Annotated in this window: 15 protein-coding genes; 11 read left to right on the top strand and 4 right to left on the bottom strand. The window is 33.9% G+C overall.

Annotation, left to right across the window (positions count from 1 at the left end; genetic code table 11):
- Positions 1 to 520: 520 nt before the first annotated feature.
- A complete protein-coding gene (locus B5P42_RS16475; protein ID WP_113734677.1) occupies positions 521 to 1768 on the top strand; it encodes a DUF4153 domain-containing protein in 1248 nt (415 codons plus the stop codon).
- 132 nt (positions 1769 to 1900) lie between these two features.
- Here B5P42_RS16475 and B5P42_RS16470 read toward each other — a convergent pair whose 3' ends face one another.
- On the bottom strand, positions 1901 to 2866 hold the full coding sequence (locus B5P42_RS16470; protein ID WP_113734676.1) for an arsenic resistance protein: 966 nt from the start codon (positions 2864 to 2866) through the stop codon (positions 1901 to 1903).
- A gap of 312 nt (positions 2867 to 3178) precedes the next feature.
- Between B5P42_RS16470 and B5P42_RS16465 the strand changes: the two genes are divergently transcribed.
- From B5P42_RS16465 to B5P42_RS16445, 5 genes are all read left to right on the top strand, one after another.
- Positions 3179 to 3871 carry an FMN-dependent NADH-azoreductase gene (locus B5P42_RS16465; protein ID WP_113734675.1) on the top strand — a complete coding sequence of 231 codons (693 nt, stop codon included), beginning with the start codon at positions 3179 to 3181 and terminating at the stop codon, positions 3869 to 3871.
- A gap of 236 nt (positions 3872 to 4107) precedes the next feature.
- A complete protein-coding gene (gene brnQ / locus B5P42_RS16460) occupies positions 4108 to 5466 on the top strand; it encodes a branched-chain amino acid transport system II carrier protein (RefSeq protein ID WP_044444552.1) in 1359 nt (452 codons plus the stop codon).
- 86 nt (positions 5467 to 5552) lie between these two features.
- Complete coding sequence (locus B5P42_RS16455; protein ID WP_113734674.1) at positions 5553 to 5972, top strand: VOC family protein; 420 nt, start codon at positions 5553 to 5555, stop codon at positions 5970 to 5972.
- A 355-nt stretch (positions 5973 to 6327) separates the two neighbouring features.
- Entirely contained in the window at positions 6328 to 7977 is a 1650-nt protein-coding gene (locus B5P42_RS16450) for a copper resistance CopC/CopD family protein (protein WP_107887673.1), read from the top strand.
- A gap of 35 nt (positions 7978 to 8012) precedes the next feature.
- Complete coding sequence (locus tag B5P42_RS16445) at positions 8013 to 8633, top strand: YcnI family copper-binding membrane protein (RefSeq protein ID WP_113734673.1); 621 nt, start codon at positions 8013 to 8015, stop codon at positions 8631 to 8633.
- A gap of 117 nt (positions 8634 to 8750) precedes the next feature.
- Here the strand turns inward: B5P42_RS16445 and B5P42_RS16440 are convergent, their stop codons facing one another.
- Both B5P42_RS16440 and B5P42_RS16435 read right to left on the bottom strand, forming a co-directional pair.
- The gene (locus B5P42_RS16440) at positions 8751 to 9527 is read right to left on the bottom strand and encodes an alpha/beta fold hydrolase (RefSeq protein ID WP_113734672.1); all 777 of its coding nucleotides are present in this window, start codon (positions 9525 to 9527) and stop codon (positions 8751 to 8753) included.
- Between the two features lie 185 nt (positions 9528 to 9712).
- Positions 9713 to 10618: a DMT family transporter gene (locus B5P42_RS16435; protein ID WP_113734671.1), complete on the bottom strand. Its 906-nt coding sequence runs from the start codon at positions 10616 to 10618 to the stop codon at positions 9713 to 9715.
- Between the two features lie 97 nt (positions 10619 to 10715).
- Here B5P42_RS16435 and B5P42_RS16430 point away from each other — a divergent pair, with 97 nt between their 5' ends.
- From B5P42_RS16430 to B5P42_RS16415, 4 genes are all read left to right on the top strand, one after another.
- On the top strand, positions 10716 to 11585 hold the full coding sequence (locus B5P42_RS16430) for a LysR family transcriptional regulator (protein WP_002012297.1): 870 nt from the start codon (positions 10716 to 10718) through the stop codon (positions 11583 to 11585).
- A gap of 119 nt (positions 11586 to 11704) precedes the next feature.
- Positions 11705 to 12136 carry an Rrf2 family transcriptional regulator gene (locus B5P42_RS16425; protein ID WP_002064865.1) on the top strand — a complete coding sequence of 144 codons (432 nt, stop codon included), beginning with the start codon at positions 11705 to 11707 and terminating at the stop codon, positions 12134 to 12136.
- A 103-nt stretch (positions 12137 to 12239) separates the two neighbouring features.
- The gene (locus tag B5P42_RS16420; RefSeq protein ID WP_107887671.1) at positions 12240 to 12890 is read left to right on the top strand and encodes a DsbA family oxidoreductase; all 651 of its coding nucleotides are present in this window, start codon (positions 12240 to 12242) and stop codon (positions 12888 to 12890) included.
- Between the two features lie 73 nt (positions 12891 to 12963).
- The gene (locus tag B5P42_RS16415) at positions 12964 to 13566 is read left to right on the top strand and encodes a nitroreductase family protein (protein WP_002135720.1); all 603 of its coding nucleotides are present in this window, start codon (positions 12964 to 12966) and stop codon (positions 13564 to 13566) included.
- Positions 13567 to 13756: 190 nt separating this feature from the next.
- Here B5P42_RS16415 and B5P42_RS16410 read toward each other — a convergent pair whose 3' ends face one another.
- Entirely contained in the window at positions 13757 to 14176 is a 420-nt protein-coding gene (locus B5P42_RS16410; protein ID WP_002126872.1) for a GNAT family N-acetyltransferase, read from the bottom strand.
- 190 nt (positions 14177 to 14366) lie between these two features.
- Here B5P42_RS16410 and B5P42_RS32730 point away from each other — a divergent pair, with 190 nt between their 5' ends.
- A complete protein-coding gene (locus B5P42_RS32730) occupies positions 14367 to 14501 on the top strand; it encodes a hypothetical protein (protein WP_002012306.1) in 135 nt (44 codons plus the stop codon).
- Positions 14502 to 14570 lie beyond the last annotated feature (69 nt).

Below are 14570 nucleotides of genomic sequence, written 5' to 3'. Positions count from 1 at the left end.
GAGATCAATGGAATTTAAAAAAGATGACTCCTGTTGGATACAGAAATCATCTCCTTGATGTTGCCTAACTTTTTTCAAAATGTCCTTTACAAAGGGTACAGATTATTTTATGTCATGCTTTTTTATTTTATAATTACAGAGTTTTGTATACTAGCACTAAAATTTATTTGAAATAATTGTTTGAAAAGGTGTTATTAAATTGGGCGTTTATATCATTTTGATCATTTCTTTTATATAAAGGAAAAATAAGAAATTAGAAAATAAAAACAAGCAATGAAGAGAACAGCTGAAAGTAGCTTACACCGATGTTTATAAAAAGTTATAGAGCATTTCTTTGAATGAGGAATGCTTTTTGTTTTTGCTTGGAATAAAAACATACAACAAAAACATTATCTAAAGTGATAAAAATTTATTGCAAAACGATAAATTTTATATTAAAATCAAAATCAGAATAAATAAGTGTGGTGCTTTTTATGGAAAAGGTAACAACGTTATTTTTAAAATTAGAGGAGGTATAAATATGGAGGTTAACAATGTGATAATTGAAAATATGGATAACCCTCATGAGTTGGAGAGAATGTATAGAAAAGACCCGAAAGCTTTTAAAAAGTCATTCTCACAAGCATGGGATGAAAACCCTGATTCTCAGGTTCTTGGTGCTTGGTATGAAAGATTGCATTTCAAGGAGACGGCAAATACAGAAAAACCTTCATTGTTTCAAAAAGGTTTCTTATTCATGGGGATTTTAGCTATTCTGGCAGGGCTAAGCACCAGGGTAATCTTCCATTTTGTCGAACAGGGAGCAATTGCTCCAATTAACTTGGCTTTTGGTGTAATTCCCTTTATTACTGCTTATTTTGTTTACAATAATACTCCGAAAAAAAGTATTATTTATTCCCTTGTAGCGTTGTTCCTAATTTCCGGGTTGTATCTTAATATGTTGCCATTAACTTATAAAGACAGCATTATCCTTGCTTATTTACATCTTCCTATATTCTTATGGGTCTTAGTAGGGCTTGCGTTTACAGGAAATGAATATTCAAAAGGAAGTACGAGATTAGCTTATATTAAATTTAATTTGGAATATGGTATTCTCTACGCCAGCATGGCAGTGAGCGGAATGGTACTAGCAGCATTAACCATGCAGTTATTTAGGTTTGTTGACTTGAATATAGAAGACTTCTATTTTAGTAATGTTATTTTATTTGGTGCTGCCGCTCTCGCTATTGTGGCTGCATACTTGGCATCAATGAATCTTAAACTTGCTAAGAATATTACACCATACATATCTAAAATTTTTAGTCCTCTCGTCTTGATCACATTGTTGATTTATCTTATAACGGTTATATGGGTCGGGAAAAATCCGTTCTTGGACCGCAATTTCCTAATGGCCTTCAACGGAATACTCCTTGGTGTATTGGCTGTTACCATATTTTCCATTGTTGAGAGTGAATCAGACGAGAAAAAGAACATTTCAGATTATATCAATTTTGCCTTAATTGTTCTTGCGCTTGTTATTGACACTGTAGCTTTGTCAGCCATCGTATTCAGACTTTCTTCTTATGGGATTACACCTAATAGACTTGCTGTCTTAGGAGTAAACATACTGATCTGGGCAAATCTAATTTGGATTATGTTTTCCTATATGCGTTTTCTACAAAACAAATCAGGACCGACAGCTATCCAAGATGCCGTTACGAAGTATTTGCCAATTTACGGACTTTGGGCAGCTTTCGTTATATTTACTTTCCCTATAATTTTTAATTAGAAAGGCTCTGCTAATGTAACGAAAAGTTAATCTTCTATTATATCATTTTTATTAATGAGTAAGAGGCGATAATTATTGTTAATTCTATAATTTCTCGATAATAAAAAACGTCCCGCAGTGGGACGTTTTTTATTATGTGTATTGTTGCTTTTTCTTGATAAGCAATAACACTTGTGAAACACAAGCCAGAACGGGCAACTCAATTAACGGCCCAATAACGAGTGCAAGTGCAATAAGAGGCTCGTCTGGAAAAGCAGTCACAGCAATTGCGAGTGCAACAGGCGAGTTTCTCGCTAATGTTGTTAAGCTTAGGCTTACAGTGTCTTCATAGGATAAATGCATCATACGTCCTACAAACTGTCCTAGTATAAAGTTAATTATGAAGAACAGTAATACTGGTATAAGTAACAATAAAACAACATTCATATTTTGTAATAAGTACTTACCTTGTGAGGCGAACATCGCTACTATTGCTAAACTTAAAAATACAATTTGAGCAGAGCTAAAAAACGGAATGAGTTTATTCTCAAGTGTTTCAGCTTTTTTCATTTTATACATAATGAATTTTGTAGCGTGCGCAAGTAAAAATGGTAAGACGATTACGATAACAATACTTTCTACTAAAATAGAAACCGCTACAGTCTTCATTACACCAGCAAATAAAAATAAATATATTGGAAGCAATAGTACTTGTAAAATTAAATTTACTGGTAGAATTGATGTAGATAATGCGACGTTACCTTTTGCGATCTCTGTGAAAATTAAATACCAGTCTGTACACGGAGTAACCATTAACATAATAAAGCCGACCCAAAGTGCTGGGTGATCTGAAAGAAATAACGCGCCTAATCCCCAAGCAAGAAAAGGTGTCCATATAAAGTTAATACCTAGGCTTGTTTCAGCGAATTTTAAGTTGCGGAATCCATTTTTTATTTCCTTTAATGGGATGCTGAGGAATAATCCATAAAGCATGAAAAATAAGAAGGGAACAATAAATTTTTCCGAATACATATGTATCATATTAAATTGTCCTAATATAACCCCGAATATAACAGCTGCAAGAATGATAAAGGTTTGAATCTTTTCTAAAGTACTCATTAATTAATCCTCTCTATAGATGAATTTCTCTCTCTAGTTGTATTATACAAGGGATTTCACTTATGTGTTTTCGAATTTATCATTTTGAATGAGGAAATATATTTCTTTATTATTTTTAATCCGAGATATTTTTCTTTTTGAGAAGTTACTTGACTAAAGTAAGTAGATGTATTACAATCACTTACATAAGGTAATTAAATAACAAAAAGTTTTGAGTTACTTAGGTTAAGGTATCTATTGGAACTTTTTATTAGAATAAGAATTTTTATGATGATGAATAATGAATATGATAAGAAAGTTTAGGTGAAGAAAATGGGATTATTTAGCTCATTGTTTGGTAAAAAAGAAGAAAATACAAAAGTAGAGGAGAATAAAACAATGTCAAAAGTATTATTTGTAAAAGCAAACGATCGTCCAGCGGAGCAAGCGATTAGTTCAAAAATGTATGAAACATTTGTAAGTGCTTATAAGGAAGCAAATCCGAATACAGAAATTACGGAGTTAGATTTATTCGCATTAGATCTTCCGTATTACGGAAATATCGCTATTTCAGGTGGATATAAACGTAGTCAAGGAATGGAGATAACAGCTGAAGAAGAGAAGGCAGTTGCTACAGTGGATAAGTACTTAAACCAGTTTTTAGAAGCTGAAAAAGTAGTATTTGCATTCCCATTATGGAACTTTACAGTACCAGCACCATTAATCACGTATATTTCATATCTTTCTCAAGCGGGAAAAACGTTTAAATATACAGCGAACGGTCCAGAAGGTTTAGTGGGTGATAAGAAAGTAGTTGTTTTAGGTGCTCGTGGTTCAGATTACTCTTCTGAACAAATGGCTCCTATGGAAATGGCTGTTAATTACGTTACAAACGTACTTGGGTTCTGGGGAATTGCAAATCCAGAGACAGTTGTAATTGAAGGACACAATCAATATCCAGATCGCTCACAGCAAATTGTTGAAGAAGGTTTAGAGAACGTTAAGAAAGTAGCGGCGAAATTTTAATTAATGATAGTAAATGTAAAACCAACATGGATGACCATGTTGGTTTTTTAGTCTAGTTTCCATGTTAAAAAATGTATATTCATAAAATAAATGAAAAGTTTGAAAATAGTATTGCAAAATATTATATAACAAACTATAATGAGTTCAAGAATAGTTGATATTTAAGTTAAATATTCAGAAAATTCAATTAGTTAAAATTGGAAATGAGATAAGAAATTTTGAATGGGGGTTATATTATGGCGAATAAAGTACCGTTTTCGTTCATAGTAGTTATCGGATTAATGTTATTTGCACTATTTTTTGGAGCAGGGAATTTAATATTCCCAGCAATGCTTGGTCAATCAGCTGGTGAGAATGTATGGATTGCTAACGCTGGATTTTTAGTAACAGGAGTAGGTTTACCATTACTAGGTGTATTAGCATTTGGGATTTCAGGTAAAGAAGATTTACAGTCATTAGCAAGCCGAGTGCATCCAGTATTCGGAATTGTATTTACGACAGTTTTATACTTAGCAATCGGTCCGTTATTCGCTATTCCTAGAACAGGAAGCGTTTCTTATGAAATTGGTATTAAGCCTTTCGTGCCAGAAGGCTTAAGTTCTACAGCGCTAATTCTTTTTACAATTGTATTCTTTAGCATCACTTGTTTTTTTTCGCTAAATCCTGCGAAAATTGTCGATATTGTTGGAAAAATCTTGACGCCAATTAAATTAACGTTTATTGGAATTTTGGTAGTCTTTGCTTTTATTCATCCAATGGGAGAAATGCAAGCACCTGCAGAGGCTTATACATCACATGCGTTCTTTAAAGGGTTCCAAGAAGGATACTTAACAATGGATACGTTAGCATCATTCGTATTTGGTATTATCATTATCAATGCTATTAAAGAAAAGGGCGCAAAAACAAAAAAAGAAATTATGATTGTTTGTGCAAAAGCAACATTGATCGCTGCATCTATTTTAGCAATAATTTATTCAGCACTTTCATTTATGGGAGCTTCAAGTGTTGCAAAACTTGGTCACTTAGATAACGGTGGTGCAGTGTTAGCAAAAGTTTCAAGCTATTATTTTGGTTCATATGGCGGAGTTATATTAGGTATAATGGTTATAGCAGCGTGTTTAACAACTAGTGTTGGACTTGTCTCAGCGTGTTCTTCATTTTTCCATAAGCTATTCCCAAGTATTCCATATAAAACGATTGCAATTACGTTATCAGTTTTCAGTGCAGTTGTTGCAAATGTAGGTTTAACACAATTAATCTCAATTTCAGTTCCTGTATTAACAGCGATTTATCCATTAGCAATCGTATTAATTTTCCTAACGTTCCTTCACCCATTGTTCAATGGAAGAGCTGAAGTGTATCAGGGAAGTTTATTAGTAACATTTATTGTAAGTATGTTTGATGGATTAAGTGCTGCTGGTGTGAAATTAGCAGTAGTGAGCGATATTCTTACTAAGTTACTTCCAATGCATGAGGTTGGATTAGGCTGGGTGTTACCAGCAGTAATTGGTGGATTAATTGGATACGGCATTAGCGTTGTGAAAATGAAAAATGGAGTTCGCCCAGCAGCTAGTGCGAATAAGAAAATAAGTTAAATGAAAAAAGTTATAGAATTTGATTCTATAACTTTTTTTGTTACTATTGATAAGAATAGAAAAAATAAAGTAATAGGGGAAATAAAATGAAAAAAACAATTGACCATATCGGGATCGCAGTTCGTGATATAGATAGTACGATACAGTTTTATGAAAAGGTTTTATCAGGAACTTTAATAGATCGATACGTAAGTGAAGCACCTGGTGTTGAAAGCGAAGTAGCTATTCTTGAAGTTGATGGTGATAGAATCGAATTACTTGCGCCAACGAATAATAAAACTTCTCCAATAGCACGATTTATAAAGCAAAAAGGGAAAGGTGTCCATCATGTTGCGTATCGTGTAGACGATTTAGATGTAGCTTTAGAAGAATTAAAGGAACAAGGGATTCGAACGTTAGAACATACACTTCGAATTAATAAACACGGTAGAAGATTAATATATCTTAACCCAGCGGATACAGAGGGAACAATCATTGAATATTGTGATTATCCGGAAGCGAAATAAAGGAAGTTTATCCTTGAGAAAAGGTGTTACGTAATAACGTAACGCCTTTTTAATTTATGTATTTCTCTTTATATGGGAGGTTATTTCACACTTTTTTCACAAATGATTCACGATAACTTTTCTTCTTTAGAAACTTACATAAATATATTTTATGCTATAATGATAATCCACTTTAAAAATATAAGTAATATATATATAAGTAGCTACTATTTTGTTAGAAGTGTAGAGGTGAGGAATAAATAGAGAGTGATACTAAATAAATCCTTATACTTAATCAGGTTAATATTTTATCAAGAAATAAAAATTTGGAAGTAAAAAGTAATGAAAGTGTAGTGACGAAAAAGAAAGAAGTGAAATGATTGTGAAAGTAATACGAAGGTTAGGGGCATGGCTATTAATAGCGTGCGTGTTTATCATATTGATACCAAAAAGCGCATCTGCTCATGCGTATGTTGTGAAATCAAATCCTGCTGAAAATGAAACGTTAAAGAAAGCACCATCTGTTGTGAAAATTGAATTCGATGAGGACATACAAGTTTCAAGTTTTAATACATTGTTCGTAAGAGACACCTCAGGTAAAAGAGTAGATTTAAAAGATGCACATATTGATAAGAAAAACAAAAAAATATTAGAGGCTGGGTTAAAAGAGAATCTCAAAAATGGTCTCTACTCTATTCAGTGGAAAGCTATTTCAGCTGATGGACATCCGATTCAAGGAGTTATTCCATTCCGTATTGGATTAGCAGAAGCGGGAACAGATGATATAAAAGTAGAAGAGATGGGCTATGTTCCCCAAATCGATATGATTATGGAACGCGGAATTTTATATACAAGTTTTTCTCTATTTATCGGTGTTCTATTATTTAATCTTATCCTTTATAAAGGAAGTGCAAGTCAAGTTCAGTCGAGGAGTAAGAAAATAATATGGATATCATTATTTGGGATATTCATTAGTTTACTTTTCAATTTACCGTTGCAAGCGAAAATAAATGCTGATGTTTCATGGCTAGAAGCATTCGATCCTTTATTATTAAAAGAAACATTACAGCTATCTGTTTTTGGTTATGTATGGATCACTCAAATGGCTCTTATTAGTACGCTTATGATTGTTACATATTTTGCAGTGAAGAGTGAGAGGCTTTCGTCGTTTAAAGTATGGAGCATTCCAATTGTATTATTTATTGGGTTACTTGTTATGAAAGCCTTCAATAGTCATGCATATGGATTAAAGTTTAAAGAAATTGCTGTCGTTATGGACTTTCTACATTTATTCGCAGCTTCGTTATGGATGGGGGGGCTATCATCGATTGTTCTTCTTTTACGTAAAGAGGATGACAAGTGGACTATGTATTGGGATGCGATTAAGCGTTTTTCACCATGGGCAACAGGTACTGTTATAGTGATTTTATTAACGGGTCTTTTTAACAGTACATTTTTTATTCCCACGATCCATTCCCTATTTGATACGAAGTATGGATTGGCCTTATTAGCAAAGATACTTTTATTCGTGTGTATGGGGATATTGGGAATTATTCATTATGTGAAAGGGAGAATGCGAGCGCAGCAAAGGTTAGGAGCTACGGTGAAAGTAGAGTTTATCATTGGAATTATCGTTTTCGTAATCGTAGCTTTTATGACAAATGTACAAACGCCGCCGATGCCTCCTACGGGACCTTTTACAGAGAGTAAACAATTAGATAATGGATATGAACTTACTTTACATGTAAGTCCTAATAAGGTAGGACAGAATACATTTCATATTACTTTGAAGGATGAGAATGGACAGCCTGTTACTGATATGGAACAAATTGTATTGACGACTCAATCTTTAGATATGAATATGGGCAAAGGTTCATTTAAAGTTTCGGCGGTGTCACCGGGAGAATATGAAGCGGAAGGTATGTATATTAATATGACAGGAAACTGGAATATACAAGTTCACGGATTAACAAAATCTCTTGATAGTTTCGATACGGATTATAAATTTATTGTAGGTGGCAGATAAAAAAGACGTTATAAATGAAAAGGAGTTTATAGAAAATGAAACGTATAAAAAAATTAGGAACAACAATGATCGCAACAATAATTGCAATGGGGATTTTTTCGTTACCTGTTAGTGCTCACGTAACTGTGAAACCAGCAACTTCTGACGTTAGCTCTTGGGAGACTTATACAATAAAGGTACCTGTTGAAAAGAATATGGCAACAACAAAAGTCACACTGAAAATACCGTCTGGAGTCGAGTTTCAACAGTACGAGCCAGTGCCAGGGTGGAAAGTGGAAGAACAAAAAGATGCAGCTGGAAAAGTTAAAACTGTAATATGGGAAGCAACAGGAGAAGGGATTTTACCTGGTCAGTTCCAACCATTTACTTTCGTTGCTAAAAATCCAGATAAAGAGCAACAAATAGCTTGGAATGCATATCAACAATATAAAGATGGAGAAATTGTTGAATGGACAGGCGATGAGAAAGCTGAAAAGCCCCACTCACTTACTACGATTGCAAAAGGTACATCATTAACAGGAGAACATGGTGAAGTATCTAGTGTGGAAAAAAATGAAAGTACAAGTAATATGCAAACAATAGCAATTGTCTTATCAGTTTTAGCGATTGTATCTTCCATAGGTACGTGTGTTTTTGTAGTACGTCGTAAAAAGTAGGGAACATTGAAAGGTCTCATTGAAAGTAATGAGACCTTTGTTAATAAAATTTTGAGATTAAGCAGCTTCGAGGGGGGGAGAGCTACAAATACAACATGGTTTATTAAGATAAGGAACTCAATTGACTGTCATTACTTCTTCTGGTAGGTTATCATGCTTAAGCCGGTTTTCAATTAAAGTATTAAATAGTTTGGGATTTGCTAAAGGGATTCCATGACCGATTTTAGGAATGATAATACCTGTGCAATTAGGATTGCTTTCAAGGATTGTAGTCATCGAGTCTTTCATGATTCTTTTTTCGTTTTCTCCAACAGTCACTAATATATTGCTACTAGCATTCTCGAAACCTTTTGGTATTGTAAACGACATATTTTCTTCTAATATCCTCACAAATGTATTTTTACTTATTTGACAACTTTCATGATAATAGTTATCAAATTGTGTTTCATCTATGCACATTGATTTTGCTTGTATTTTGGAAAACGTCTTACTCTTTATAAGTGGATAGGTTAAGCCAAGGGATCTTATTAATGTTTTAGCGAAAGGAATTAGTTTAACTAATGCGCTATTTATCATAGCGTATTGAATTAAGTTTGGTTTCATGCTGAGCATTGCAATTAATACTTGAGCACCTAACGAAAAACCGATTACTATAACAGTTTTACCTTGTCCTTTTTCTTCAACTAATTCGATGATTTTTTCAGCACTAAAGTGTATTGAAAAATGATCCTTACTACTATTTTCCCCTTGCTCGGGTAAATCAGGAACAAGGCAGTGAAAGTTAGTAAAATGTTTAATTTGTTTGTCCCACATCCATCCACTGACTCCGCCCCCATGAATAAAAACCATAAGTGGAGAGCTTGAATCTCCAAATTCTTTATACTGTAAAACCATATAATTCCCCCTTATGATTAGAATTGTTAGTCCATACATATGTATTAGAGATAATATTTTCTACTTAATTATCATCATACAATAAAAAAGAAAAATTTTCCTTTTGCTAAGATGTTAAGTGACTGTACTCATAAAATGATAAAAAAGAAAGAGCCTACAAGTGGTAGACTCTTTCTCATATCTATTTATTTCACTTCAACTTGCTGCCTTACAGCAAGTGCTTTCGGCTTTATATTTACAAAACAAATGCTTACGATAATAAATAAAAGTCCGATGAATAAGCTAATTGTAATGGCCTCATGTAAGAAAATTGAACTTACAATAATAGCGATCAGTGGGATAAGGAACGTATAAGCCCCAACTTTACTTGCCTCACCAGCTCCTACAAGTGTAAAGTAAGCGAGCCATCCCATTGCAATAACAAAGAACGAGATGAATAGTAGTACACTTACAAATGGTATACTCCAAGCGATGTTAGACCAGCTCTCAAATTCTGAACCAAATCCGATTAAGCAAAGTCCGCCAATAATAAGCTGAAGTGTTACCATCCAAATGGCATTAACGCGGTGTCCAGTTTTCTTAATAAATACTGTGCCGAGTGCCCAGCCGATAGCGCACCCTAAAGCAAGTAGTACACCGATAATAGAAATATGTCCAGTTAAACTACTAGAGCTAATAACCCCAACACCAATAAAGCCAAGAATAAGTCCGAAAATTTTCAAGCCGTACATAGATTCTTCAAGCCAAATCCATGAGAAAATGCCGAGTAAGACAGGTTGGAGAAATACGATTGCGGAGAAGAGTCCGGCGGGCATATACTGAAGTCCGACAGTTTGTAGTCCGTAAAACAAAATAATATTGAGTAAAGATGAAATAAAGTATAAATGCCAAGTTTCCTTTAAATTTAATTGTTTGTATTTCGGTAATGCGAAAGTAAGTAAGATAAATCCTCCTATTAATGTTCTAATCCCTGCAAAGAATACGGGTGGTGTGTAATGCAGAGCGAATTTTGATAACGGCCAATTAATTCCCCACATAATAACGAGAAATGTAAGGATTATGGCCGTCTTAGTTCGAGAAAGCTGTGTCACTGTAATCCCTCCTTGTTGTATTCCATTTCACTATGATATGATATCGACTATGATAAATAAAATGAATCTTTTTTATAAGGAGTATAAGTGATTAGTTATGACCATTACACAACTTCAAGTTTTAATTAAAACGGTTGAATTAGGGAGTTTTACGAAGGCTGCCGGGATGTTAAATATGACACAGCCAGCTGTAAGTCATGCGATTTCAAGCATTGAGTCAGAGTTAGGAGTTACCATTCTTATACGCGATAAACGAAAAGGGCTAATCGTTACGGATGTTGGAAATAGAATTCTTGTACATATTAGAGAAATCTTAAACGGCGTTGAGAAGATTGAACAAGAAGTAGCGATGGAGAAAGGGCACGAAGTTGGGACGATTCGAATTGGGAGTTTTCCGAGTGCTTCTGCACATTTCTTACCCAAAATGATAAATCTTTTTAAGGAGAAGTATCCGAACTTAGAAGTCGTTCTTTGTGAAGGCACGATTAAAGAAGTTGAAGATTGGTTAGTATCGAGGGTTGTTGATATAGGAATTGTTATTTTGCCTAATAAAGATATGGAGATCGTGCCCTTAACGAAGGGGAAAATGGTTGTTGTCTTAAGAGAGGATCATCCTCTTTGTAAGAACGATTCTATTACAATAGGTGATTTAGAGAATGAACCGATCATATTATGTAAGGGTGGGTACGAACCACCCATTATCGATATGTTTAAACAAGCGAACGTACCACTTCGGGCTGAATATATAATTTCCACAGTTACAACAGCTTTAAATATGATTCAAGAAGGATTAGGAATCGCAATTTTGGCTGAGTTATCTTTAACGAGTTTACCAAAGAATATACAAACGAGAGAATTGGAACCACAAGTATGGAGAGAAATTGCTTTAGCTGTTCCTTCATTAAAGGATTCTTCAATCGCTGTGCAGCTATTTATTGAAGAATTTCAAGACTTGTTTGCAGAATAAGAAGAGGTGTCTCATATATTGTAATGGGGCACTTTTTTATTTGCTTTTAAAAATTTGTAAAAAGGATTGACTTATATTCCGGTTGTAACTATAATGATTACATCGAGGTGGTGATCACGATGAAAATTAGTAGCCGCTTTTCTATAGCTGTTCATATTTTATCTATTTTGAAAAACAATCCATCTTCAGTTTGCACTTCAGACTATATGGCCGAGAGTGTAAATACAAATCCGGTAGTCATTCGTAAAATAATGTCTTACTTGAAACAATCTGGATTTGTTTACGTAAATCGCGGACCAGGTGGCGCGGGATTATTAAAGGATTTACATGAAATCACATTGTTAGATGTGTATCATGCAGTGAATGTAGTGGAAGAAGACAAACTATTTCACATTCATGAAAAACCGAATCCAGACTGTCCAATTGGGGCGAATATTCAAGCTGTTTTAGAGGTTATTTTAGTTCAGGCGCAATCTGCGATGGAAGAAGTGTTGAGAAATATTACGATGGGGCAGTTATTTGAATCTTTACAACAAAAAATGAATGCATAATATGATAATTGCAAGTCTCTAAAAGAGAATGCATATTTTTTTCTTAAAATTGTAACTGTTTTGGTTACATCTGAAAATAAAAAGAAGGTAAGGTGTAAAAGATATGACTGTAAAAATGAAAGTATACTCAGATTTTATATGCCCGTTTTGCTTTTTAGCAAAAGGCCCATTAGATGAAGTAGCGAAAGAGAAAGATGTAGAAATCGAATGGATGCCATTTGAATTGCGTCCAAGTCCATATTCTAAAATAGATCCTTGGAACGAGCCAGATAAGTTAGGTTCATGGGATTCTTTCATTCTTCCTACTGCAAAAAAATTAGGGGTTGAAATGCGTCTGCCCCGCGTTTCTCCGCATCCATATACACATTTAGCTTTTGAAGGGTGCCAATTCGCGAAAGAGCGTGGACTTGGAAATGAGTATCATCACCGCGTATTTACTGCGTTTTTCCAAGAAGAGCAAAACATTGAAGATATTGATGTATTAACGAAATTAGCGGTAGAAGTAGGGCTTCCTGAAGCAGAATTTAAAGATGCTTTAGTAACTCGTAAATATAAAGAACAACATCAAGAAGCAATTCAACATGCATATGATGAAGCAAATATTATGGCTGTTCCAACTGTCATGATTGGTGATGAAGTCATTCAAGGGCTTGCTAGTAAAGAAACGTTAGAAAGAGTAATTGATAAAGAAATCGAAAAGGATAAAACAAATTCATTTGAAGGTATGCAATGTAAGACGGATGGATATTGCTAATTCGTCTTGCATGAAAGACTCAAGTTGATTTGTTTAAATAAAAATAATAAAACATATATTTGGAGGAATTAAAATGTCAGCAACTACAACAAATTTAAAAGAAGCAATCGTGAACCGTCGTTCAATTCGTAAAGTAACAAAAAACGCTACAATTACAAAAGAAAGAATTGAAGAAGTTTTAAAAACAGCTTTACACGCACCAACTTCTTTCAATATGCAAAGTGGCCGTATGGTTGTATTAATGGATGGAGAGCATGAAAAGTTTTGGGATATCGTAAAAGAAACGCTTAGATCACGCGTGCCAGCAGAAAATTTTGAAGCAACAGTAGAAAGACTAAAAGGCTTCCATGCAGGTGTAGGAACAGTTCTATTCTTTGAAGATCAAGCAACAGTAGAAAAAATGCAAGAAAATGCACCATTGTATAAAGATCAGTTCCCATTCTGGTCTCATCAAGGAAATGCAATGCTACAACATACTGTATGGATGCTATTATCGGCTGAAGGAATTGGAGCGTCATTACAACATTACAATCCAATCGTAGATGCTGAAGTGAAAGCAACTTGGAACATTCCAGCAGAGTGGAGCTTAGTAGGACAAATGCCATTTGGTGAGCCAAATGAACAACCAGGGGAAAGAACATTCTTACCTACTGAAGATGTAGTGAAATTTTATTAAAAAATACAATTCAAAATCAAAATTAAAAAAAGTTAGATAAATGAAAGGACAGTAGATAGTATATATACTATCTACTGTCCTTTCTTATTTAATATTCACACCCAATCGTGGAAGATCTTATTTAAGATAAGCATTACTGTGAGAACAATTTCTTCAATATTGATGACGTATAATTAAAAATCTATTATGTTTATTTTTTTGAAATGACAGTAAACATCCCCGTCATGTTTGGTGAGTAATCTTTAAAATCATATTTTTCATAGAAAGATTCTTTACCTTGTGATGCAAACAAACCGACAAATGCCTTATCAGGGGCATTCTGATTTAAGTATTCAACCAAAATATGCATGATTTCTTTCCCGATTCCATTTTTCTGATAATCTGGATGGACTACTATATCTTGAATATAGAAATAGATAGCCCCATCACCAACAATTCTCCCCATACCCACAATTTGTTCATTATCCTTGACTGTGATGCAGTGAACAGAATTCTTCAGTGATGTTTCCACCACTTCAAAATTCATATAATTAGTCCATCCAACAGACTCGCACAAATATTTGTATTCTTCCAATGTTGGAATGTTATTTTTAAACTCATATTTTTTCAAAATGTATCCTCCAAGTCCTCAAATTCAACAAGTATAATAAATTCGACATTTTTCTATCTATTCCTCTTACGCAACAGAACTCCTTTTAGTTATTGAATTTAGTGTAGTTTCCTTATTTGTATTTGTGTTAATTTATAAGAGTTTAGGGAAGAAATATAAGAAATAATCCGGTGAGAAAGGAAGTAGAAAAATGAATGATGAGAAAAAATATACAGTGGTAGGTACTGATGTTGATGAAGTGAAACGTTTAAATAAAAATTCAGGATTAACATATAATCAGGTGAAGGAATTGTTAGCAAAGCAAATGCAAAAAAAAAGTAATTAGATTGAAATCTTTCATTTTTTCATTTTTTCATTTAGCATTTTGATTGGAGAGAGTTAAGTAAAAGGTAAC

The sequence above is a fragment of the Bacillus sp. SRB_331 genome, from assembly GCF_003264175.1.
GTDB lineage: Bacteria > Bacillota > Bacilli > Bacillales > Bacillaceae_G > Bacillus_A > Bacillus_A mycoides.
The sequence above is the reverse complement of the archived record's forward strand: the minus strand, read 5'-3'. Positions and strand labels throughout refer to the sequence as shown.